Annotated in this window: 19 protein-coding genes; 10 read left to right on the top strand and 9 right to left on the bottom strand. The window is 27.8% G+C overall.

The genetic code is table 11. From position 1 onward, the window contains the following. Positions 1-79 precede the first annotated feature (79 nt). Together KGF46_RS01720 and KGF46_RS01715 are read left to right on the top strand one after the other, a co-directional pair. On the top strand, positions 80-862 hold the full coding sequence (locus KGF46_RS01720) for a M15 family metallopeptidase (RefSeq protein ID WP_227861763.1): 783 nt from the start codon (positions 80-82) through the stop codon (positions 860-862). A 25-nt stretch (positions 863-887) separates the two neighbouring features. Beyond that, positions 888-2,807 (top strand): ABC-F family ATP-binding cassette domain-containing protein, encoded by a 1,920-nt coding sequence (locus KGF46_RS01715; RefSeq protein ID WP_227827480.1) that lies wholly within the window; start codon positions 888-890, stop codon positions 2,805-2,807. 146 nt (positions 2,808-2,953) lie between these two features. Here KGF46_RS01715 and KGF46_RS01710 read toward each other — a convergent pair whose 3' ends face one another. The 3 genes from KGF46_RS01710 to KGF46_RS01700 all read right to left on the bottom strand — a co-directional run bounded on the left by KGF46_RS01710 (position 2,954) and on the right by KGF46_RS01700 (position 7,822). Continuing rightward, positions 2,954-3,307: a PqqD family protein gene (locus KGF46_RS01710; RefSeq protein WP_227827275.1), complete on the bottom strand. Its 354-nt coding sequence runs from the start codon at positions 3,305-3,307 to the stop codon at positions 2,954-2,956. Next, a complete protein-coding gene (locus KGF46_RS01705; protein WP_227827274.1) occupies positions 3,294-5,222 on the bottom strand; it encodes an OPT family oligopeptide transporter in 1,929 nt (642 codons plus the stop codon). Before KGF46_RS01705 ends, KGF46_RS01710 begins: the two co-directional genes overlap by 14 nt. Positions 5,223-5,632: 410 nt before the next feature. After that, entirely contained in the window at positions 5,633-7,822 is a 2,190-nt protein-coding gene (locus tag KGF46_RS01700) for an amino acid adenylation domain-containing protein (protein WP_227861268.1), read from the bottom strand. Between the two features lie 329 nt (positions 7,823-8,151). Between KGF46_RS01700 and KGF46_RS01695 the strand changes: the two genes are divergently transcribed. Then, positions 8,152-8,883, top strand: coding sequence for a glycerophosphodiester phosphodiesterase (locus tag KGF46_RS01695; protein ID WP_227861762.1), 732 nt, complete (start codon positions 8,152-8,154; stop codon positions 8,881-8,883). Between the two features lie 79 nt (positions 8,884-8,962). Continuing rightward, the gene (locus KGF46_RS01690) at positions 8,963-9,601 is read left to right on the top strand and encodes an isochorismatase family cysteine hydrolase (RefSeq protein WP_227856513.1); all 639 of its coding nucleotides are present in this window, start codon (positions 8,963-8,965) and stop codon (positions 9,599-9,601) included. A gap of 222 nt (positions 9,602-9,823) precedes the next feature. Here the strand turns inward: KGF46_RS01690 and KGF46_RS01685 are convergent, their stop codons facing one another. Both KGF46_RS01685 and KGF46_RS01680 read right to left on the bottom strand, forming a co-directional pair. Beyond that, complete coding sequence (locus KGF46_RS01685) at positions 9,824-10,417, bottom strand: DUF3867 domain-containing protein (protein WP_227434304.1); 594 nt, start codon at positions 10,415-10,417, stop codon at positions 9,824-9,826. Positions 10,418-10,487: 70 nt separating this feature from the next. Beyond that, a complete protein-coding gene (locus KGF46_RS01680; protein WP_227827270.1) occupies positions 10,488-11,351 on the bottom strand; it encodes a S66 peptidase family protein in 864 nt (287 codons plus the stop codon). A 167-nt stretch (positions 11,352-11,518) separates the two neighbouring features. Here KGF46_RS01680 and KGF46_RS01675 point away from each other — a divergent pair, with 167 nt between their 5' ends. From KGF46_RS01675 to KGF46_RS01655, 5 genes are all read left to right on the top strand, one after another. After that, the gene (locus KGF46_RS01675; protein ID WP_227861761.1) at positions 11,519-12,688 is read left to right on the top strand and encodes a M20 family metallopeptidase; all 1,170 of its coding nucleotides are present in this window, start codon (positions 11,519-11,521) and stop codon (positions 12,686-12,688) included. Positions 12,689-12,785: 97 nt separating this feature from the next. Next, a complete protein-coding gene (locus KGF46_RS01670; protein ID WP_227827268.1) occupies positions 12,786-13,262 on the top strand; it encodes an SAM-dependent methyltransferase in 477 nt (158 codons plus the stop codon). 182 nt (positions 13,263-13,444) lie between these two features. Then, entirely contained in the window at positions 13,445-13,807 is a 363-nt protein-coding gene (locus tag KGF46_RS01665) for a hypothetical protein (protein WP_227861760.1), read from the top strand. 432 nt (positions 13,808-14,239) lie between these two features. Further along, entirely contained in the window at positions 14,240-15,034 is a 795-nt protein-coding gene (locus KGF46_RS01660) for a M55 family metallopeptidase (RefSeq protein ID WP_227827266.1), read from the top strand. A 22-nt stretch (positions 15,035-15,056) separates the two neighbouring features. Further along, positions 15,057-15,500, top strand: coding sequence for a regulatory YrvL family protein (locus tag KGF46_RS01655; protein ID WP_227839541.1), 444 nt, complete (start codon positions 15,057-15,059; stop codon positions 15,498-15,500). A gap of 78 nt (positions 15,501-15,578) precedes the next feature. On the opposite strand, the gene KGF46_RS01650 is transcribed toward KGF46_RS01655, so the two are convergent. Together KGF46_RS01650 and KGF46_RS01645 are read right to left on the bottom strand one after the other, a co-directional pair. Continuing rightward, positions 15,579-16,865 carry a Gfo/Idh/MocA family protein gene (locus KGF46_RS01650; protein ID WP_227861759.1) on the bottom strand — a complete coding sequence of 429 codons (1,287 nt, stop codon included), beginning with the start codon at positions 16,863-16,865 and terminating at the stop codon, positions 15,579-15,581. 189 nt (positions 16,866-17,054) lie between these two features. After that, positions 17,055-17,954 carry a DMT family transporter gene (locus KGF46_RS01645; protein ID WP_227827263.1) on the bottom strand — a complete coding sequence of 300 codons (900 nt, stop codon included), beginning with the start codon at positions 17,952-17,954 and terminating at the stop codon, positions 17,055-17,057. 301 nt (positions 17,955-18,255) lie between these two features. On the opposite strand from KGF46_RS01645, the gene KGF46_RS01640 reads away from it, so the two are divergent. Continuing rightward, on the top strand, positions 18,256-18,600 hold the full coding sequence (locus KGF46_RS01640) for a RidA family protein (RefSeq protein WP_227434296.1): 345 nt from the start codon (positions 18,256-18,258) through the stop codon (positions 18,598-18,600). Positions 18,601-18,696: 96 nt separating this feature from the next. Here the strand turns inward: KGF46_RS01640 and KGF46_RS01635 are convergent, their stop codons facing one another. Continuing rightward, positions 18,697-20,802: a CocE/NonD family hydrolase gene (locus KGF46_RS01635; protein WP_413927271.1), complete on the bottom strand. Its 2,106-nt coding sequence runs from the start codon at positions 20,800-20,802 to the stop codon at positions 18,697-18,699. 3 nt (positions 20,803-20,805) lie between these two features. Next, positions 20,806-21,966 carry a DUF819 family protein gene (locus tag KGF46_RS01630; protein WP_227841942.1) on the bottom strand — a complete coding sequence of 387 codons (1,161 nt, stop codon included), beginning with the start codon at positions 21,964-21,966 and terminating at the stop codon, positions 20,806-20,808. Positions 21,967-21,984 lie beyond the last annotated feature (18 nt).

Raw genomic sequence — 21,984 nt, 5'->3', positions numbered from 1 at the left:
TAACTAAATATTGTTAGCCTAGTTTATTTTTATGAGGTATAATATATATAGTTTATATGAATCTAACATGGGGGATAATATGAGTAAAAAGTCAAAACGAAAGAAGATTAATAAATTAAAACTAACAATTGTAATAACTGTATTATTTCTTGCCTTACTATCTATATATGAGATATTTTTCTCTAAATCCAACAAAAAAGATAATATAAAAAATCAAGAAACTATGCAAGATAAAAATAATACAACAGATGATTCTAAAAATAATCAAAACTCTACTAAAAAGCAGGAAGATAACAATATTAAGCCTACTTTTTCATCTTCTTCAATACCAGATAATATAAAAAACAAAATGATTGGTAAATCTATGCCTTCTGATGAACCTATAAGCTTTGATAGTTTATCTTACTTGAAACTTACCTACTACGGATTTGATGAAAAAACTCATCAAGGTGAAATGATAGTAAATAGTGAACTAGCTCCAGAAGTTGTCGATATTTTTAAAGAATTATATGAAAAAAAATATCCAATTGAAAAAATTAAATTAATAGATGATTATGACGCTGTAGATGAAAAATCTATGTCTGATAATAATACATCTGCATTTTGTTATAGAACTGTAGCTGGTACAAATACTGTCTCAAATCATGGTAAAGGACGAGCCATAGATATAAATCCATTGCAAAACCCACATGTTTCTGGAGACAATATTAGCCCTAAGGTAAGCACTGTTTATGCAGATAGGTCTACTTTAAAATTTGGAATGATAAAAAAGGGTGATGATTGTTATAATGCTTTTGTAAGCAGAGGTTGGAGTTGGGGCGGATATTGGAAAAACCCAGATTACCAACATTTTGAAAAATAATAGATTAGAAATAAAGGTGAATTATATGAATTTAATGACATTGGAAAACATAAGTAAAAGCTATTCTGAAAAAAAATTACTTGAAAATATATCTCTTGGTATCAATGATGGAGAAAAAATAGGACTTATTGGTGTAAATGGTACTGGTAAATCTACTTTACTTAAAATTATTGCAGGAGCTGAAGAAAGTGAAACTGGCAATATAACAAAGGCTAATGGTACTAGAGTAGAATATCTTCCTCAAAACCCAACTTATAATGAAAATTCAACTGTTCTAGAACAAGTATTTAATGGGACTTCAGAAGAATTAAAACTACTTGGTAAGTATCAAGAAACTTTAGAAAAACTTAATTCTAATTTTACAGATGAACTAAATAAAAAGTTATTATCTATACATGAGAAGATAGATGCTTTAAATCTTTGGGATTTAGAAAGTGAAGCCAAATCTGTACTTACTAAGCTTGGTATAAATGATTTTAATCAAAAAATAATAGAGCTTTCTGGTGGTCAAAGAAAAAGAGTTTCTCTAGCCTCAGCTCTTATTACTCCTTGTGAGCTTTTAATACTAGATGAACCAACAAACCATCTAGATAATGATACCATCGATTGGCTTGAAGAATACCTAAATTCAAGAAAAGGTTCATTGCTTATGATAACTCATGATAGATATTTTTTAGACCGTGTTACAAATAGAATAATTGAATTAGATAAAGGTAGATTATTTAGCTATGATGGTAATTATTCAATATTTTTAGAAAAGAAAATGGAAAGACTTACATTAGAATCAAGTATGGAAGATAAACGACAGAATTTAATTAGAACAGAGCTTGCTTGGGTTAGACGTGGAGCTCAAGCTCGTAGTACAAAACAAAAAGCTCGTCTACAAAGATTTGATGAACTCGTAAATAGAGACTCTTTCAAACTTGATGAAAATATCGATATATCTGTTGCCTCAAGTAGACTTGGAAATAAAATAATAGAAATACACAATATATCTAAATCTTTTGAAGAAAATACAGTCATAGATAGCTTAGAATATACTTTAGCACGTACAGATAGAATTGGTATAATAGGTAAAAATGGTATGGGTAAATCAACTCTAATAAACATAATAAATGGGAAATTGGCCCCTGATAGTGGATATATCTCAATTGGAGAAACTGTAAAAATAGGTTGCTTTTCTCAAGATGATTCTCATATGGACATTAATATAAGGGCTATAGACTATGTAAAAGAAGCTAGCGATTATATAGAAACTTCTGATGGTACTAGGATTACAGCTTCTCAAATGTGTGAAAGATTCCTTTTTAATGGTACTATGCAGTATACTTTGATAGGTAAACTATCTGGTGGTGAAAGAAGAAGACTACACCTTCTTAGAATTCTTATGACAGCTCCTAATGTACTTCTTTTGGATGAGCCTACAAACGACTTAGATATTGAAACACTAAAAATATTAGAGGAATATCTTGATGAATTTAAAGGTGTAGTAATTACAGTATCACATGATAGATACTTCCTAGATAGAATCTGTAATAAAATATTCGCATATGAAGGAAATGGAAAAATTCATATTTATACAGGTAATTATAGTGACTATCTTATTTATAGAGAAATTCAAGGAATTGAATTTGAAGAGTCTAAAAAAGAATCACTTAAAAATGATGATTCAACTACTCCAAAAAAAGAAAAACCTAAAAATGATAAAAAACTTAAATTCTCATATAATGAGCAAAGAGAGTTTGAAAATATTGATTCTGACATAGAAAAACTTGAATCTAAAATTGCAAAACTTGATGAAAGTACTTCAAAATTTGCAACTGATTTTACTAAACTTCAAGAAATTTTAGATGAAAAATCAAAACTGGAAAAAGAACTTGAGTACAAATATGAAAGATGGGAATATCTAAATAATTTAGCTGACGAAATAGCTAATAATAAATAATATTAAAATATCTAAGTTTAGTGACCTTTACTTTAAGTTTATAAGTTATAAATATTTAAAAGAGCTATATGTCTTTAAAAACATATAGCTCTTTTATAACTATCTTCTAATTTTTATATTCAGATATATCCTATAATAATTCTTTCTTATATGTCTATATCCATTCTTTCAACATAGTGACAATTGACATCAATATGATTTAAAAAAACCAACAACCTTTCATAAAGTGGATGAGATTCTTCTCCATATTTGGATTCTAAGTTTTCACCTATTTCTCTAACAGTCTTTTGACCATCAATTTGTAAAAATACGAAACTAGAATATTCATCTAGCTCTATTTTTTTATATTTAGGTATTCTAGCTTTTAACTTTCTAAAAAATCTTTGAATCTTATGGTCCTGTTTTTCAAGTATAGTTACAATACTATTTTCATCTACTTCATATTCAAGTCCATCAGTAATTTTAAATACAATATCTAAAACATCATTACTCTTGCTCATTATTTTTTACTTTAGATAAAATAATAGGTAATGCTGTAAGTACAACTAGAACTACTAGTAAAGCAATTGCCATTGAATTTGTCGCAGCAAATCCACTTGGTACTTTTGGAGTTATAACTCCAGTTACTTGTAATATTATACCTATTAAACCAATGATAGATCCACCTGCAACAAGACCAGAAGATAAACTTATACCATTAGAAACTTTAGCTTCTTTTTCTTTTTCAGATTTAGATACTAATTCAACAAATAGACGAATTAATGCTCCAACTAATATTATAGAAGTTGTTGCTATTGGTAAATAGAATCCTATAGCTATAGTCATTATTGGTAATTTTAATGCATATAACACAATTGCCATAAATACTCCAACAATAATCATAACCCAAGGTAAACTACCTGACATAATACCAGAAGTTAATGTTGACATTAAGTTTGCTTGTGGTAATGCAAATTGTACATTATCACCAGTAGCTTTAAGTTGGTCAGAAAGTAATAAGATTACTCCTACAACAACTATAACACCAACTATACTTGCAATTGTGAAGTAACGTTGCATTTCGTTTTTACTACCACCAATGATGTAAGTTACTTTTTGAGATTGAGTATATCCTCCAGCTATAGCAATAGCAACAACTATAAATGACCCAAATAAAAGTAATGATTTATTAGCTTCTAAATCAGTCCATCCCATTACAACAAATACTAATGTTACAATAACTAAAGAAGCTATAGTCATACCAGAAACTGGAAGATTTGATGTTCCTATTGTTCCTGTTAAACGTCCAGCTACTATGACGAATAATAAAGATAATAAAAGAGATATGATAGCTCCAATAATTGCCATAGCAATGTTACCAGAAATTAAGAACGCTGCTAAGAATCCAACTACTACTCCACCTAATAAAAGTATCATTTGTATAGATGAACCTTCTTCTGCATCTCCAGTACTTGATTTAGCTTTAAGTGTTTCTTTTATAGAAGCGATTATAGTTGGAATAAGTTTTATTGCACCAATAATACCTCCACAAAGCATCATACCAGCACCTATATATTTTACATAACTACTAGATATAGCTCCAACATCCATTTGATTAAGAGGCATCGCAGGATTATTCCATACCATAGCTCCATCTTTAGCCATATCAGTAAAGTAACCTATTAAAGGTGCAATACCAAAGTTTGATAAGATACTTCCTGCAAACATTGTTAAAGAAACTTCAAGTCCTACTATAAACCCAATTCCTAAAAGTAGAGGGTTTACTTCAATATCAAATTTCCATTTGTAGAATTTACTTCCTACAAGACTCATTACATTGTTTGCTACATTTAAAAATGAACCAGTTAATACAGTGATAAATCCACTTATTACAAATCCAATTCCCATGTATTTAATTGAGTCTCCACCAGCCTCTGAAGCAACAAGTGTTTCAGATATAGCCATTGATTCTGGGTACATAAGTTTACCATGTTCTTCAACTATTAAATAATTGTGAACTATTGCTGCAACTCCTATACCAAAGAAAACACCACCAACTCCAACAGCTAAGCCTTCTAAAAATGTAATTTGGCTTCCAATTAAGATAACTGCTGGTAATACGAAAATGAATCCACTTGCAACAGATTCTCCACCACTTGACATACCTTGGATTAAATTCTTACCAAGAATACCCTTTTGACGAGCAAATGCTCCAACAAAAGCAGAACCTATTATAGCTCCTGGAATACCTGCTGCAACTGTAAGACCAGCTTTCATTCCAGAATAAGTTGTAGATGCGGCAAAAATGGCAGCTAAAATAATACCGATAATCAGTACAGCTACATTTCCACCGGTTCTGGACTTATCTGTGATGTATGGAACGTAATCTTTTCCACTAACCTCACCATAAGCTCCCTTAGGTAATTTTTTGTTCATAAAATTTTCACCCCTTTTCAGTTTGTATATATTATAACATATATACATATAAAACTTAACTTTTTATTATTTTACAAATAGCGAGTAAAAACTACTAAAATTTAATACCATATTATTAATTTCTACTTTTAGATATTTTTATGCTAATTTTCTTTTTATTTTTCGATTATACTAAAAATAATTAAGATAAAAAGTAAAAAAAAATTTTATATTAAAATTAAATTTGTTATAAAAACACTTTAAAACACGGAAAAGTATAAAAAATACAATAATCATCCCTATAAACAGATTTTCACCACAGTAAAAATGTACAGAAAATTCTTTCTTTTATGTCAATTGATTAATTCTTAAAAATAGGTGTCATAAAGAAATTTTTATAGTCCCTTTATAACACCTGTCATAATACAAAATCACTCTGGCAATGCCCTTTTATTTACTTTTCCAATTGGGGTAACTGGTATTTTATCTATCCTCATTATTATCGTTGGAATCATATATGGAGGTAAATGCTCATTTAAATATTCTCTAACTGTTATGTCATTTATTTTTTCGCTATCATCATCATCAATCACATAATATGCACATATATACATATCTCCGTCCTCATTTGTTCTTGATATACAGACAACACTTTTAATTTCTGCAATATTGTTTATTATGTTTTCAATCTCATACAACTCTATTCTAAATTCATCAATTTTTACTTGATTATCCATCCTACCAATATAATCTAAGTTTCCATCATCTAACCATCTTACCAAATCACCAGTCCTATACATTAATTTATTGTGTTCACAAGTTTTGTAAGGATTTTCTACAAATACTTGCTCTGTTAACCCTTTTTTATTTAAATAGCCTCTTGATATTTGGATTCCTGATAAACAGAGTTCTCCTGGAACTCCAATTGGACATAGTTTATTTTTTTTATCTAATACATATGCATAAGTATTAAAGATTGGCTTACCTATTGGTATTTTCCCATACTCTTTATCCACATGAAAAGAAGTTGATACAACAGTAAATTCTGTTGGGCCATACTCATTATATAACTCATAGTTACGTTTTCTATATCCTTTTAATCTTTCTCCTCCAGTCTGCACAACCCTAAGTGAACTATTGTTACAGTTTTGTATAAATAATCTTGCAAACGCTGTTGGTAATGCTAATATAGTTATATCATTTTCCTCACAATACTCATTTACTGTATATTCATCAAATTTTGCTTCTTCTGGCATAATGTTTATTGAAGCACCCATCAATAGATATGGAAATAGTTGTTTCATTACAGCATCAAAACTAAAACTTAAATATATTCCACATCTATCATTTTCTGTAGCACTTATAGCTTCTATACTATAATAACACATGTTTACTAAACTCTTATGCTCTATAGCTATAGTCTTTGGCCTACCAGTTGACCCTGATGTAGATATTGTATATGCACAGTTTGATGGTGTTATTTTTTCAGTTAAGTCATATCTGTTTTTAAATATGTCTTCATCATTTATATCAATTACTATTGTGTTTTCATTTATAACCTTACATCTAAGTTCGTCTGTAGTTATTACTACTTTTGCATTACTGTCTTCAAGAAGGTAATTTAATCTTTCTTCTGGATTACTTGTGTCTATCGGAAAGAATGCTCCTCCTGATTTCATAATTCCTATGGCTGTAACAATTATATTAATGTCTCTTGGCAACATTACAGCTACTATATCTTCACTTTTTACCCCTATATGATTTAAATAACCTGCAAGTCTATCAGTTAATTCATCAAGTTCTCTATATGTCAAATTTCTATTTTCATCTCTAGCACCTACATTATTAGGTGTTCTCTCAACTTGTTCCCTAAATAAATCAATATAACTTCTGTCATATGGTATCTCACATTTATTATCATTAAAATCTTTCAATAATATTCTTTCTTCTTTTTTACATACAAATTCCAAATCTTCTATTAAAATATTGTTATTCCTTATTATCTGTTCTATTATATAATCAAATTGATTTAATATTCTTCTAATAGTTTCTCTTTTATATATAGATGGCTTATATTTTATTTTTATTTTTAATGCCCTTTTAGTATAAACTATTACAGATAAATCATATCCTTTTTTTTCTATGTCATAGTCATATGATAAATCAAAACTTTTAGCTACAAATATTGTATTTATAAGTTTAGTGTTCAAATGATTTTTATTCTCTATATCTGATAGTAAATAATATCCATATTCTAAAGACCTACTCCATTGCCTTTTCAATTTTTTTACAACATCTATAAATTTTTCGCTTTGTCTAACCTTAACTCTTATTGGAATTATATTTATTGTTTTTCCAAAAACTACATCATCTTCATATGTATACTTTTGTAATATCAGTCCATAGATAGTTTCTATAATAGAACTTATGCTTATATTATTCATTTTAGAATACTGAATTAATTTTTCATGTTTTTCAATATCAATCTTAAAAATTTCATCTACAACTTCGTCAGAACAATCTTTATAAAAAAAATCATTTGGAATTTTTGCTAGATTGGTATAATCATCTAGCAAATCCATCCAATAATTCATAGCTCGTTCTAAATTAACTTCATACATATCAAAATTCCCCCTTACTACTAAATCTATAGAAAAAATTCTTTTGGAATTTTATTTTTTTAAGTACAGAAATATATTAATAATACATATGCAAGCTCTAAACACATGAGCTTGCATAAACTTATACTTATATATTATGACTATTAAATTCGTAATATTTATAATGTTTAAAATATATTATAACACATATATGATTTTATTTTCTTACATTTATATAATATATAAATTGTTATTTAATTAATGTATAATTATATTGTTTAGAATATGATATATTATATTAATTAAAATTTTATAAGAAGAAGTTATATTTATTGAAAGGAGCTTTACAAATGAACATTTATGCTCACAGAGGTTTTAGTGGAAAATATCCAGAAAACACTATTCTCGCTTTTAAAAAATGCTTAGATATGGATATATACGGAATAGAACTTGATGTTCACAAGACTAAAGATGGAAAAATTGTAGTTATTCATGATGAAACAGTCGATAGAACTTTTAATGGACATGGTTTTGTAAAAGACCTTACTTTAAGAAAACTAAAAACATTAAACTCATCCTTTGAAGGTTACCAAAACAATAAAGAATGTAAAATTCCAACTTTAGAAGAAGTCTTAATTTTAATTTCGCCTACAGACCTAATCTTAAATATAGAACTAAAAACTGATAAAGTAAATTACACTAATATAGAAAAGGATGTTTTGAAACTTATTTTAAAATACAATATGAAAAATAGAGTTCTTATATCTAGTTTTAATAGTAATAGCTTAAAAAATTTTCATAAATTAGACCCCAGTATAAAAACAGCTTTATTGTGCTACTTGCCCATAAACAATGTAGTTGAATTTGCTAAATTTCTAGGAAATAGCTATCTTCATCCTCCTTTAATTCTAGCAAATGAATCTCTAGTTGAACTTTGTCACAAAAACTTACTAGGTGTCAATGTATATACTGTAAACGAAGAAGAAGATATGCTACACTGCCTAGCCCTTAATGTAGATGGTATTTTTACTAACTATCCAGATATAGCTTTAAAACTTTTACAATCAAAGCAATACAGCTAGTTATATAGTAGTTTATACTCCTTGACTTTTATATGATTAATATGTACAATTTTATTAAATTTAGCTTGGAGGTATACTTATGGATAACTTATTAAATGAACTTGAAGCTTTAAAAAGTAATTTAGATAATTTACCAATAGAAAAAATAGAAAATTACGATTTGAGTAAGACAGCTTTATTTATAATTGATGTAAATAATGGTTTTGCAAAACAAGGTGCCTTATACTCCCCTAGAGTAGAATCTTTGATAAAGCCAATTGAAATTTTCACAAAAAAAATATCAAATAAACTAAATAAAGTAATTGCATTTACTGATTGTCATACCCCCAAATCTATAGAACTTTTAAGTTATCCAGTTCACTGTTTAGAAAATGATGTGGAAAGTGAATTGGTTGATGAACTTAAATCTATAGAAAATCTACAAGTTCTACCTAAAAACTCTACTAACGGATTTTTCGCACTAGAAAATCTGAACTTTGATGGTATAGATAATATAATTATAGTTGGTGATTGCACAGATATATGTATATATCAATTTGCAATAACACTAAAATCTTATTTTAATCAATATGATATGAAAAAAAACATAGTTGTTCCTATGAATTTAGTAGACACTTATGACATTCCCAATGTTCATCCTGCGGAGATTTTAAACCTAGTATTTTTTAATAGTATGCTTCAAAATGGAGTTAATGTATTAAAAGAAATTCGTTTATAATAAATACTTTATATATTTGTATAGAGATACAGTTTTGATAATAAGATTATTCTATACAAATATTACTTAATACAATTAATTTAACATAACTAAAGTATGTAAATATAGAAATCGCAATTTAAATGTTCTTCTACATGTCTTCTGTAAGAGAAATTAAATTGCGATTTCTATTTTTTACATAATACTAATCAACTATACTGCTTCAATAGTTAAATTTATTTTTTAATAATCGTATTTATTTGTAGTTTCACACATAACTACTTTTATCTTTTTATTAAACATATTCTTATATTCTAATAAAAACTCATTTAATTCTGAGTCCATAAGATTTATTTTTTTATCACTACAAAGCATTATTTTTTCTTGATCTATTATTACATTAATATCATTTAAATCATTTTTTATGAATGTTGTTATACAACTCTTAGGTTGAATTTTTTCACCATATTTCTCATAAAATCCTGCACTCTTTTTAAACGATTCTAAATCTTCTGTAGATACTTTGCTGGAAGTATTATTACTCATAAAACCTGCTGTAGAAGGGTCGATTCCAAAGTTTCTAAGTTGTTTTTCTACTTCTTCAGTGTCCATACCATATCTTTCCATGAACTGTTTTTGTATTTTCATAAACTTTTCTTGAGATATGTCATTATCTTTCATATAATCAAATATTTTTCTTGAAAATTCAGCCATCGACATCTTTCCATCCATAACAGAAAAATATAAGTTATATATGTATTGCTCAAATTTATCTACATCAGAATCTTTAACTTTGTTTTTTAATTCGTTAAAGTCAATTATTCTATCATCAGACATTTTTTATCCTCCTAGCTAAATTTTTACTTGTATAAGATTATACCATACTTCTAATATATTTATATACACACTATTTTTTTAATTTAACCATTTTTTCTGTTGCATCTAATTCACACATTCTTCCTAAAGGAATAGTTATCATTGGTATACAGTGCCCAGATTGTAGATTATATATAGCTGGCTTATTAACCTTCTGTGCAAATTCCTCCAATAGTTCTATTAAATCATCTTCTTTGATACAGTTTTTAAAATCTCCAAAAATTATACCATTACATTCATCCAGTTTTCCTAAAGAATACAATTGAGTTAACATCCTGTCTAATTTATATTGACATTCTCCAATTTCCTCAATAAATAAAATTTTATCCTTTGCATCTATTTCATATTTAGTTCCTATTGTAGAAATTATTAGAGATAAGTTTCCTCCCATTATTATTCCCTCTGCTTTGCCTTCACATACAGTATAAATCTTTTCTTCTTTTGGATTTTCTAAATATAGCTCATCTTTAAATTCTAAAGCATCTACTAGAGATTTATAAGTAAATTCATCCCATTTTGCTACATCTGCTGCCATTATTCCATGATATGGTAAAAGACCACAATTTTTATAAAAAGCTAGATTTAAACCTGTTATATCAGAAAAACCTATAAATGGTTTAGGATTTTGTTTTATTATTTCATAATTTATTTTATCTAGTATTCTTGTTGTTCCATAACCTCCTCTTAAACACATAATCATATCTACTTCTTCATCTAGGAACATCTCTTCTATATCTCTTACTCTAATATCATCATTCCCAGCTAAATAACCTTTATAATTTAGTCCACAACTTTCAGAAAATTTAACTTCATAACCATACTTCTCTAAATTAAATTTTATTTCTTCTAGACTTGTATTTCTCAATGGTCCAGAAGGCGCAATTACTCCTAACATCTAAACACCTCTTATTCTAAAATGATATATTCTAATTTATGCTAAACCTCTCTACTATAATTATAAGACATTTTATTTATACTTGATACAGAATAATGATTTATATAGAATAATATAATTATAATAATGAAGAAAAATAAATTTTTAATATAGTTAGGATGTGTTTTATGATTAATATTAAAGCTCTTTGCCATGATATAAATGATTGGGTTATAGATATTAGAAGAGATTTACACAAAACTCCAGAACTTGGATTAGAAGAATTTCAAACTAAGAAAAAAATTATTAAGTATTTGGATGAAATAGGTATAAGTTATATTGAATATGGAAATCACACAGGAGTGACTGCATATATAAATATAAATCCAAACTTTGAGACAGTTGCTATAAGAGCTGATATAGATGCTTTGCCTATAACAGAAGAACTCAACCCGCCTTATAAATCCATTAATCTAGGCAAAATGCACGCATGTGGCCATGATGCACATACTGCTATTTTACTCGGTACTTGTAATATACTATTTAAATTAAAGGATTATTTAAATGTAAATGTAAAGTTTTTTTTCCAACCTGCTGAAGAAACTATTGGTGGTGCCAAACTTATGATAGAAGATGGATGTATGAAAAATCCAGATGTAAATTATATATTTGGTCTTCATGTAAATCCCAATATTGATAAAAGTTTAATTGAACTAAAATACAATACTTTAAATGCATCAACAGATACACTTTGTATAACTGTATATGGCTTAAAATGTCATGGAGCTTATCCACATCAAGGTGTTGATGCCATAGTTATCTCTGCTCATATCATAACTGCTTTGCAAACAATTGTTAGCCGAAATACAAACCCTACTGATTCTGTAGTTATTTCTTTAGGAAAAATTGAAGGCGGAATTAAAGAAAATATAGTTTGTGATAAAGTTGTTATAAAAGGAACCTTAAGGACTTTAACCCAAGAAACCAGGGACTTTTCAAAAAAACGAATCAAAGAAGTTTGTGATTTTACTTGCAAAACATTTGGAGGAAAGATTGATGTTGAAATTGAAGAAGGTTATCCTGCCCTTATAAATTCAAATTCTCTTGTGAATTATGTTAAACAAAATGCAGTAGAATTATTTGGAAAAGAAAATATTTTGATTAAAGATACACCTACTCTTGGTGCTGAAGATTTTTCATATTTTTTGAAGTATTGTGAAGGTGCTTTTTATCACCTTGGTTGTGCAAATCAGGAAAAAAATATTAATTCTCCTCTTCATACAGCTACCTTTGATATTGATGAAGATTGTCTTATCACTGGCGTTATGCTTCATGCGAAAAATGTATTATCCTTTTAATCATATACTTCTATCTCCTTTTTATATTGACTCTCACATGGTGTTAGGGTTTACTCTAAAATTACAAATGACAAACCAAATAATTGGAGGTAATATTATGAAACAAAGTTTAGTAAATCCTATAGGAAAAATACGTGTTCAAGGTGAAGAAATTTCTATCGAATTGGATAAAAAGTATATACCTGCATTAAAAGAGCTTGATGAATTTAGTCATTTAAATGTAATCTGGTGGTTTGATGGATTTGATAACGTTGAAGCAAGAAGTATCTTAGAAACTCCAAAACCTTATAAAAAAGCACCTGATGTTATGGGAATATTTGCAACAAGGTCACCTATTAGACCTAATCCAATAGCATTAACTACTGTACAAATTATTAGCATCGACCATGAGCATGGTACAATAAAAATTCCATATATTGATGCTAATGATAATAGCCCTGTTATCGACTTAAAACCATATACTCCAAGTATTGATAGAATTGAAAATCCATCAGTTCCTGAATGGTGCAATCATTGGCCTAAATGTGTAGAAAAATCAGAAGAATTTGATTGGGAAAATGAATTTGAATTTTAGTTTATTTAAAGTAGAGTATTAAATTAAGAGATTTTAATTTAATACTCTACTTTATTATATTTTAATTATATAAAGTATTCGTTGTATTTAATTTTCTTGAATTATATAATTGCTTTTATCCACTTTCATATTGGCAAATTATCTTGTATACTTAATGTAAATAATTATAAAGGAGAATACTCATGACAATATTTAGTCTACAAGCAGCAAATTTATTTGGATGGATAGCTATGGTTCTTGGCGTTATTATGTCAATTAATGATAGTAAAAAGCATTTGCCAAAATTTAAGAACTTAAACTATATTTTCTTTGCTTTTATGAGCTTATTCTATGCATTTACTTTATTTGCACTTGCCCAAAGTTTTACATCACATATATTTAGAATAGTAAATTGTATCATTTATATAATAGTTTTAATTGCATGCAATAAAGTTTCTACAAATAAAAATCTCAACAGTAGTTTTTGGACATTAGTAGGATTTTCAATAAATCCTATTTTAGCAATAATCATTGTATTTTTTATAAAAAACAAAAAATATAATTAGAACAAAATATTTTATTAAGGGTTATTTGATAACTACAAAATATACTTGAGTATATATTATTAGTTTATTATAACCCCCTAAATATCTTCTTTCTTACTAATTCTATAGAATGATTCTATAACTCAACTCTTTCTACTAATGTTAAAACGCTACAATCATTAAACAAGCTTAAAAATAATATCTATCAATGTTTTAAGTATGTTAAACTAGTAAATGTAGCTACTTCTATGTTACAATCTTATATAAATATTGTATATAGCAAAACTGGTCTAATAGATACTAATAGCGTTATATTTTTAATATCAGTTATTTTTCAGTTACAGATTTAATAATAATTAATAATGAGACATAATATTTTTCTGCCTTTTATTAATTGTATATTTACTGTTATCTATTGTTATCATTAATAATAAATTTAAGGGGGATTATATTATGAAGTTATATTTAAGTGCCGATATAGAAGGTACTTGTGGCATTGTAAATTGGGATGAAACAAAGCTTGAATGCGAATTTTCAGAGCACTATAGAACACAAATGAGTAAAGAAATAGCTTCTGCATGTAATGGAGCTACTCAGTCTGGTATGCAAGAAATACTTGTTAAAGATGCACATGATAGTGGCAGAAATATTAATCCAGATATTTTGCCTGAAAATGTCAAAATACTTAGAGGATGGACTAAAGACCCACTAGTTATGATGGCTGGGATTGATGAAAGTTTTGATGCATGTGTATTTACTGGTTATCATTCTGGAGCTACTTGTAATGGTAATCCACTTTCTCATACTATGGATATTGACTATGACTACTTTAAAATAAATGATGAGATAGCATCTGAATTTACTATAAATGCTTATGCTGCTGCATACTATAATGTTCCTGTGGCATTTTTAAGTGGAGATGAAATGCTTTGTGAAAGTGCAAAAAAACTAAACCCAAATATAATCACTGTTCCTGTTTCAAAAGGAATTGGAAATGGCTCAATTTCAATTCATCCAAATCTTGCACTAAAAAAAATAGAAGAAGGTGTTAGAGAATCTTTATCTGGAGATTTATCTAGACATTTAATAAAATTACCAAACAAGTTTAAAATTGAAATAAAGTTTAGAGAACATTACAAGGCTTTTAAAGCTTCTTTCTACCCAAATATGAAGAAAATAGATTCTCAAACAATACTATTTGAAACAGAAGATTATTATGAATTTTTAAGAATGTTGTTATTTATATAAATTTCATGTTATACATAAGGAGTTGATTGAGATAAGTAATAAAAGAAGGATTCCTTTAGGCGAATTTATTTCTGTATTTTTATTTTTTGCTGTTTTTTTTGGTATAACTTTTTGTATTTTCACTGTTATAGGAATTGGCTTCTTATCATTCTTAGGTTTTGAATATAAATCTCTTGGGTCTGTACTAATTTTCTTTTTAATATATTTTTGTATAACTATGCCAATTGATTTTCTATGCACTACCATTTTAGATATATTTAGATACGTAAACAAATTGCCGTATTCAATTTACAAATTTTGCGAATTTATAATTGATTTTATACTAACTTTTTTAGCTATGAACATAATTGATACATTTATGGGTTCAATAACGATTCCTTTAAGTACAGAAATTTTATTTGCCTTACTTTCTTATCTCTTATCTGAATGCATGGATTTTTTTGATAAAGATAAGAAAAAATCTTAATAAAAAGATAGATTACTTAATAGAAGATTTATATATTCCTATTATCTAATCTATCTTTATTTGTGTAATCTTTTATATTTAAAATATAGTTTCTTCTATTTCTTTAGTCATCTTTATAGCATCATCGAAAAATTTATCTATATGCACCACTTCATCACTCACTCTTGAATACTCTGCTGCAAATGCCATTATATGACTTTCTATAGCATCTTTTGCTGCTACTTTTCCTTTTTCTAAGTTTTTACTTGAAACTAATTTAATGAACTCAGCTATGAGATTTCTATCATATTCTTCTACCATATTTTTCTTATTTGATGGATTTATAACTACTTCTTCATTTTTTCCAAATTCTTTAATTCTTATCTCATTTTTATTTAAATCTCCACCAACTTCTCCATGACTAAACATCATCTTTATAGTTCTTCCATTTTCTTTAGTAAATGCACATAGATTAAAAGTAGCTGTTACTCCATTTTCAAATTGTAATATATTTACCATGTTATCTACAACATTATTATCACATCTGTAAACACATCTTCCATATGGGCTTGTTTCAAGTATCTTTAAAAGATTCTCTTTTGTAGGATTTATATGTACAGCTCTATTTATATTTCTGTCATTTTCTAGATAAATTTGTTTTGCAGAATATGGACATTTCTTTTCTACTAAACATTGAAGGCAATTCTGTGCCATTTCTCCCCCAGCATTTTCATTATTAAGATGCTTTAAACTTCCAAATGCAGAGATTTTTTTACATCTACTACCTACCAAATATAATAGAATATCCATATCATGACAACTCTTCGCCAAAATCAAAGGGCTTGTCTCATTACTATTTCTCCAATTTCCTCTAGTAAAACTATGAGCAAAATGCCAATATCCTATATTCTCATTATATTGTATACTAACTAACTCTCCTAATTTTTTGCTTTCTACAATTTCTCTTAATTTATTGTAAAATGGAGAGTATCTAAGTACATGACAAATCATAAAAATCTTATCTTTATATTTATCACACAGGTCATTTATATGTACTAATCCATCTAAACTATTAGACATTGGTTTTTCCAATAATATATGATAACCCTTTTGAAGAGCTAAACTTGCTACGTCATAATGTCTATCATCATTTGTAGCTATTATGACTGCATCTGCCATTTTATCCTGTTTAAAGAATTCTTCTAGACTTTCAAATACATTTTTGCTATTTAAGTTATACTTTTGTGCAAACAATTCACGTCTTCCTTCTTTAGGTTCTGCTACAGCAACTATCTCACATATATCAGAATTTTCATAAACATATGGAGCATACGCATATGTACCTCTATTACCTGCTCCAATCACAGCAACTTTTACTTTTTCCATACTTTAAATTATCCCCTTTATATTATTTCTACTACTTTATTATATTCTATTTTTATATATATTTGGATATTTTTGATAAAAGAAACAGCAGTTATAGTTTTTTACTTTTAACTGCTGTTTTGACTTAATATGCTATACCTTTTTAGCTTAATATTATTTATTTTTAATATAAACTTTGATACTATTTGTTCATTTATTTTGCTTGTCAATTTCTTTATCCAATTTGTCTAATTTTTTATTGTATAAAAACATATAAAATGCTGCTGAAAATACTATTACATATCCCACAATACTTAGTGTATCTGGATAAACATTAAACAAGAATATACTCAAGATTGCTGAAAATATTATATTACTATAGTCAAATATAGAAATTTCTTTGGCTGGCGCATACTTATATGCTAAAGTTATACCAAATTGACCTAAACTTGCAAATACTCCACCCAATAACAAATACACAAGTTGCATAAGAGTCATTGGTTCATACACTGCAAAAGCTATTGGTCCTACAGTAACTAATGAAAAAACTGAAAAGAAAAACACAATTGTATAATAATCTTCTCTATCTCCAAGAATTCTTAAACAAGTATATGCCATTGCTGCAAATACAGCTCCTGCGACTCCTCCTAGATATGGAATTACTTCAACACTAAATGTTGGTTTTATTATAAATAAAGCTCCTATAAATGCAATTATAATTGCCCCTATCTGTTTTATGTTTATTTTTTCTTTTAGAATAATTGCACAAAATATAACTACGAGAAAAGGACTCATTTTATTTAGCATATTAGCATCTGAAAGCATCAACTTATCAATTGCATAATAATTAAATATAACTCCTAAAGTTCCAAAGATTGACCTATATAAAAGAACCTTCATATTTTCTTTTTTACCTGTTAAACTTCCTTTATGTTTTATAATAAGCCAAAACGCTATTATAGCCGATACCAAGTTTCTAAAAAATACTTTTTGAAAACTTGGCAAATCGCCTGCCAGTTTTACAAATGCAGACATCATTGCAAAACCAAGAGCTGATGCCATTATAAACATTATACCTTTTATTCGATTTGATTTGATTGTACTACTCATATTTACCTCTTTTCTATAAAAATACATAAACCTATATTTAAAAACTACTTAAAAACTAAAATTTATAAATTGAAATAATAATTATCTAAATATTCCAATTTATACTATAATTAAAAGTATAAATTATGTCAAGTAACTAATAAACCTTTTCAATTAATAACAATAATAATTATAAGTAAAAAGTTATATCTTTTTATAGATTATTCTCCAAATATATAATATAATTCTATATAGTATAGACTTTTTTTAATTTATTATTTAGATTTTTAGTGGATTTTTTAATTATGGAGGTATTTAAAATATGGAAATAAAAAGATATGAAGGAACTGGAAGAATGAGTAGAGCTGTAGTTCACAACAATACAGTTTATTTATGTGGACAAACTCATGCTGAAGGAGGAGTAGTTGAGCAAACTACTGAAGTTTTAAATAAAATAGAAGATTTATTAAACAAATACGGTTCAGACAAACAACATTTACTATCTGTTACTATTTATTTAAGAGATATGAAAGACTTTGAAGCTATGAACTCTGTATGGGATGCTTGGGTTGAAAAAGGATTTGAACCTGCTAGAGCTTGTGTTGAAGCTAGACTTGCTAGAGAGCACTTATTAGTTGAAATGAGCGTTGTTGCGGCTACAAAATAATTTCTTTGACTTTAATAAGTAAATATAATCACTTTAACCTATAAGGAGATATAGTATTGATTTATACTATATCTCCTTATTATTTAATTTATTAATTTAATTATTTTCTATTGGCACTATCAATCTAGATGGGTATTTACCTCCATGATAAATTGTATTTTTTGCTTTTATATACTCAATACTGTTATAACCATCTTTAGTGTTACTATTTTGGAATATAAAGTTTTTTGCACTAGATGTTATATCTAACCTAATTCGATGTCCAATTTTAAATGTATTTGATATTTTTGAAGTTGTTATTGTGAACTTATAAATTTCTCCTTCTTCCATAAATTCTGACTTATAAAAACTATTTCTGAATCTAGCACTTAGTATACCATCAGCTAATTTAATTGAGTTTCCATCTGAATCCACATCCATAATTTTTATGACCCAATCAGTATCTTTTGCAGAACTTGATGCAAAGAATTCCAACTTTATATCACCTGTTATAGTAAATTCTTCACTAAAAGCATCTGATGTATAACACAACATATCACTTCTTTTCTCCAAATCTTTATAATTATTTGGAACTCCCACTTCATTTTCTGACATATCAATCAACTGTATTGAAGGGTCTTTTGGATTATATATGTAGCTATCATAACTATATTTTGAACATTCTTCAAAAGATAGTTTTCCATCCCCTAAAGATGTATTAGCATTTCCACCACTTATTAAATAGATGCTTTTATCTATTTTATTTTCTATTGGCCAATTTTCTGCCATCTTCCATTCATTCGAACCTACTGAATAATACTCTATTGGAGCAGTCTTATCTATATCATTTTCTATTCCTTTTAAGTATTTATCAAACCATAATAGATAGTTATAGTCTACATCATACCTCAATGAATTATCTCCAAAAGGAATATCATTTATATCCCTTATAGTGTTTGAATTATGCATCCATGGACCTAATATAGCCTTTCTCTTTCCTCTTTCATAATTTTTTATTACATCCAAAGCTTCTGTAGTACCCATACCATTATCATCATACCATCCAGATATGACTAATGCAGGCACATTTATTTTATCTTTTTTTAGATGCCAATCCATCCTATCCCAATATTCATCCTTTTCTACTCTTTTTATCCACTCTTCTAAAAATTCTATTCTATATCCAAGTGCTTCAATAGGTATATTTTGTATTGGTCTTATATTTAAAACATCATCCCAGTCATCTCTTATCATTTTACTTCTATCAACTTTATTTCTTGATACCATAAATGCCCATGCAAGCATTCCAGATACAAAAGCTCCACCTTTTCTTGGTATATCAATGAAAGGGCTACCTGCTGTAACTATACTAATTAAAGCTTTTAGGTGTTTGTTTCCTGAAGATGCAGCTGCCCATTGAACATAACCAAGGTATGATGCTCCCAGCATTCCAACAACTTCATTTGACCATTCTTGTGCTACTATCCAATTTATAGTACTATCTCCATCTTCTCTTTCATATATCATAGGCTCCCACTTACCTTCTGATTCATTTCTTCCCCTGACATCTTGTATTACAACAGCATATCCCCTTTGTACATACTTATAATATATTTCTTTATCATTTTCTTTTCCATATGGAGTTCTCATAAGAATTGTGGGTACTTTTTTAGTAGAGTCTTCAAACTTAGGAAGATATACATCTGTAGAAAGTTTTATTCCATCTTTCATATCAATCATGTAATTTCCATCAAATTTTATAGGATATATCTCTTCATTTTCATGTGTTTTTTTCCACTCTTTTAATATCGTATAATCCTCATATCCATCCATAATTAATATAGTACAAGTTTCCCTAGACAAACATATAAATCCAACTACTTTATTATCCAAAACAATTACATCTAAAGGAAATTTTTTATTTCTTTGAACCCAGATATAGTCATTAAACTTAGAATATGTTTCTCCTAACTCATTTACAACTATACTTTTGTCTGTGTTTATTAAACTATTGCTATAAACATTAAATTTTTCAAATAAAAATTTCAAATCTATTTTTGTAAGATTTAAATAATATGTGCCTTCCTCTTTACTCATAGGTTTTATTTCTTCTATTTCATTTGTAAAAGGATTCAGCTTTTCAATAAGTAAAACTTCGTCAAATACTACATTACCACTATATAAACCAGATATATATAACTTAAACTTTCTCAATAAAGTCACCTCCTATAGACCAAGAAACATTTTTATTGCATATGCCACCGATATGCCTGCATAATTTCCTAATACTCCACCAATTACCCCCATAACTACAGCTACACTTACAAGCGAATTCCATTTTGCTGAAGCAGCTACTAAAGCTGATGTTGGACCATCAGCAATTGCTCCTACTATAGAAAGTATTACATATTGGTACTTTATCTTTAACATTCTAGTTACAAATAGATGGAAGGCAAATGAAGCAAATATTATGCTAAAGCAGTAAAACGTTATAGTAAAAGTTGAACCTAAAAACTCTTTTATATCTACTGAAAATCCTATTGTACATAAAAAGAATAATGCAACAAATAATCCTAAATCTAAATTACCCTTTAATTTTTTTACTGGTTTTAACTGAGCAATTATAATCGAAATTGTTGTAACTAAAAGAATTCTTGCTGCACTACTAAAACTTGAACTAAAATATCCTGAAAGTATTGTTGCAATCTCTGTAACAACAAAACCTATAGCCAACATCCAAGCAATATCTTTTATACTCCACTCTTTTGATTGCATAAATTCTTCGTTCTGGCAATCTTCTAATTCCGATTCTTCTACATGATATGGCCAAAACTTTTGAAATTTCTTCGAATTTTTTAATACTGCTGGAAGTGCAAACATAAATATTAATGTTGGAACTCCAATTACATAATCTGCTGCATTTGCTGCTGCTAGAGTCTGCCTACTTACATTAAGACCAGTTCCAATAGCTGTAAGATTAGCGCTTCCTCCAGTATATGTACCTACAAACATCCCTGCGACTTTCCATCCTTCTGATATTTCGCCTGCAAATACCAATCCAAATAAAAACGCCATTATGCTTACTGTCAATACTGCCACAAAAATTGCTATTAAAGGCTCTCTTGATAGCTTTGTCATTTCTTTTAAGTCAACACTCATCAACATTATAGTCATGGAAACTGGTATAGCATATGTAGAAATAGTTCCATATAATTCTGTACTTACTGGAACTACTTTTAAATTTGAAAGTATTATTCCCATTATGATTATTGTAAGTGCTGGTCCTAAGCTTTTAGTTACTTTATATTTTTGTAAGTAAAGTCCAAATGCAATCATAGCTGTCATTATTGCAAGTATACTACCTGTACTTGAAAAAAGTGTATTCATATTTAACCCCCTAATTTC

Origin of the sequence: Clostridioides sp. ZZV14-6153 (genome assembly GCF_020657855.1) — a bacterium.
In the GTDB taxonomy this organism is placed as follows: domain Bacteria; phylum Bacillota; class Clostridia; order Peptostreptococcales; family Peptostreptococcaceae; genus Clostridioides.
This window is presented reverse-complemented; position numbering and strand designations above follow the sequence as displayed.

Bases quoted from the DNA above. Each gene is read 5' to 3' on its own strand.
- KGF46_RS01660 (WP_227827266.1), top strand. From the start codon at position 14,240: ATGAAGTTATATTTAAGTGCCGATATAGAAGGTACTTGTGGCATTGTA.
- KGF46_RS01665 (WP_227861760.1), top strand. From the start codon at position 13,445: ATGACAATATTTAGTCTACAAGCAGCAAATTTATTTGGATGGATAGCT.
- KGF46_RS01670 (WP_227827268.1), top strand. From the start codon at position 12,786: ATGAAACAAAGTTTAGTAAATCCTATAGGAAAAATACGTGTTCAAGGT.
- KGF46_RS01700 (WP_227861268.1), bottom strand. From the start codon at position 7,822: ATGTATGAAGTTAATTTAGAACGAGCTATGAATTATTGGATGGATTTG.
- KGF46_RS01720 (WP_227861763.1), top strand. From the start codon at position 80: ATGAGTAAAAAGTCAAAACGAAAGAAGATTAATAAATTAAAACTAACA.
- KGF46_RS01650 (WP_227861759.1), bottom strand. From the start codon at position 16,865: ATGGAAAAAGTAAAAGTTGCTGTGATTGGAGCAGGTAATAGAGGTACA.
- KGF46_RS01685 (WP_227434304.1), bottom strand. From the start codon at position 10,417: ATGTCTGATGATAGAATAATTGACTTTAACGAATTAAAAAACAAAGTT.
- KGF46_RS01645 (WP_227827263.1), bottom strand. From the start codon at position 17,954: ATGAGTAGTACAATCAAATCAAATCGAATAAAAGGTATAATGTTTATA.
- KGF46_RS01705 (WP_227827274.1), bottom strand. From the start codon at position 5,222: ATGAACAAAAAATTACCTAAGGGAGCTTATGGTGAGGTTAGTGGAAAA.
- KGF46_RS01630 (WP_227841942.1), bottom strand. From the start codon at position 21,966: ATGAATACACTTTTTTCAAGTACAGGTAGTATACTTGCAATAATGACA.
- KGF46_RS01680 (WP_227827270.1), bottom strand. From the start codon at position 11,351: ATGTTAGGAGTAATTGCGCCTTCTGGACCATTGAGAAATACAAGTCTA.
- KGF46_RS01690 (WP_227856513.1), top strand. From the start codon at position 8,963: ATGGATAACTTATTAAATGAACTTGAAGCTTTAAAAAGTAATTTAGAT.
- KGF46_RS01675 (WP_227861761.1), top strand. From the start codon at position 11,519: ATGATTAATATTAAAGCTCTTTGCCATGATATAAATGATTGGGTTATA.
- KGF46_RS01695 (WP_227861762.1), top strand. From the start codon at position 8,152: ATGAACATTTATGCTCACAGAGGTTTTAGTGGAAAATATCCAGAAAAC.
- KGF46_RS01715 (WP_227827480.1), top strand. From the start codon at position 888: ATGAATTTAATGACATTGGAAAACATAAGTAAAAGCTATTCTGAAAAA.
- KGF46_RS01710 (WP_227827275.1), bottom strand. From the start codon at position 3,307: ATGAGCAAGAGTAATGATGTTTTAGATATTGTATTTAAAATTACTGAT.
- KGF46_RS01640 (WP_227434296.1), top strand. From the start codon at position 18,256: ATGGAAATAAAAAGATATGAAGGAACTGGAAGAATGAGTAGAGCTGTA.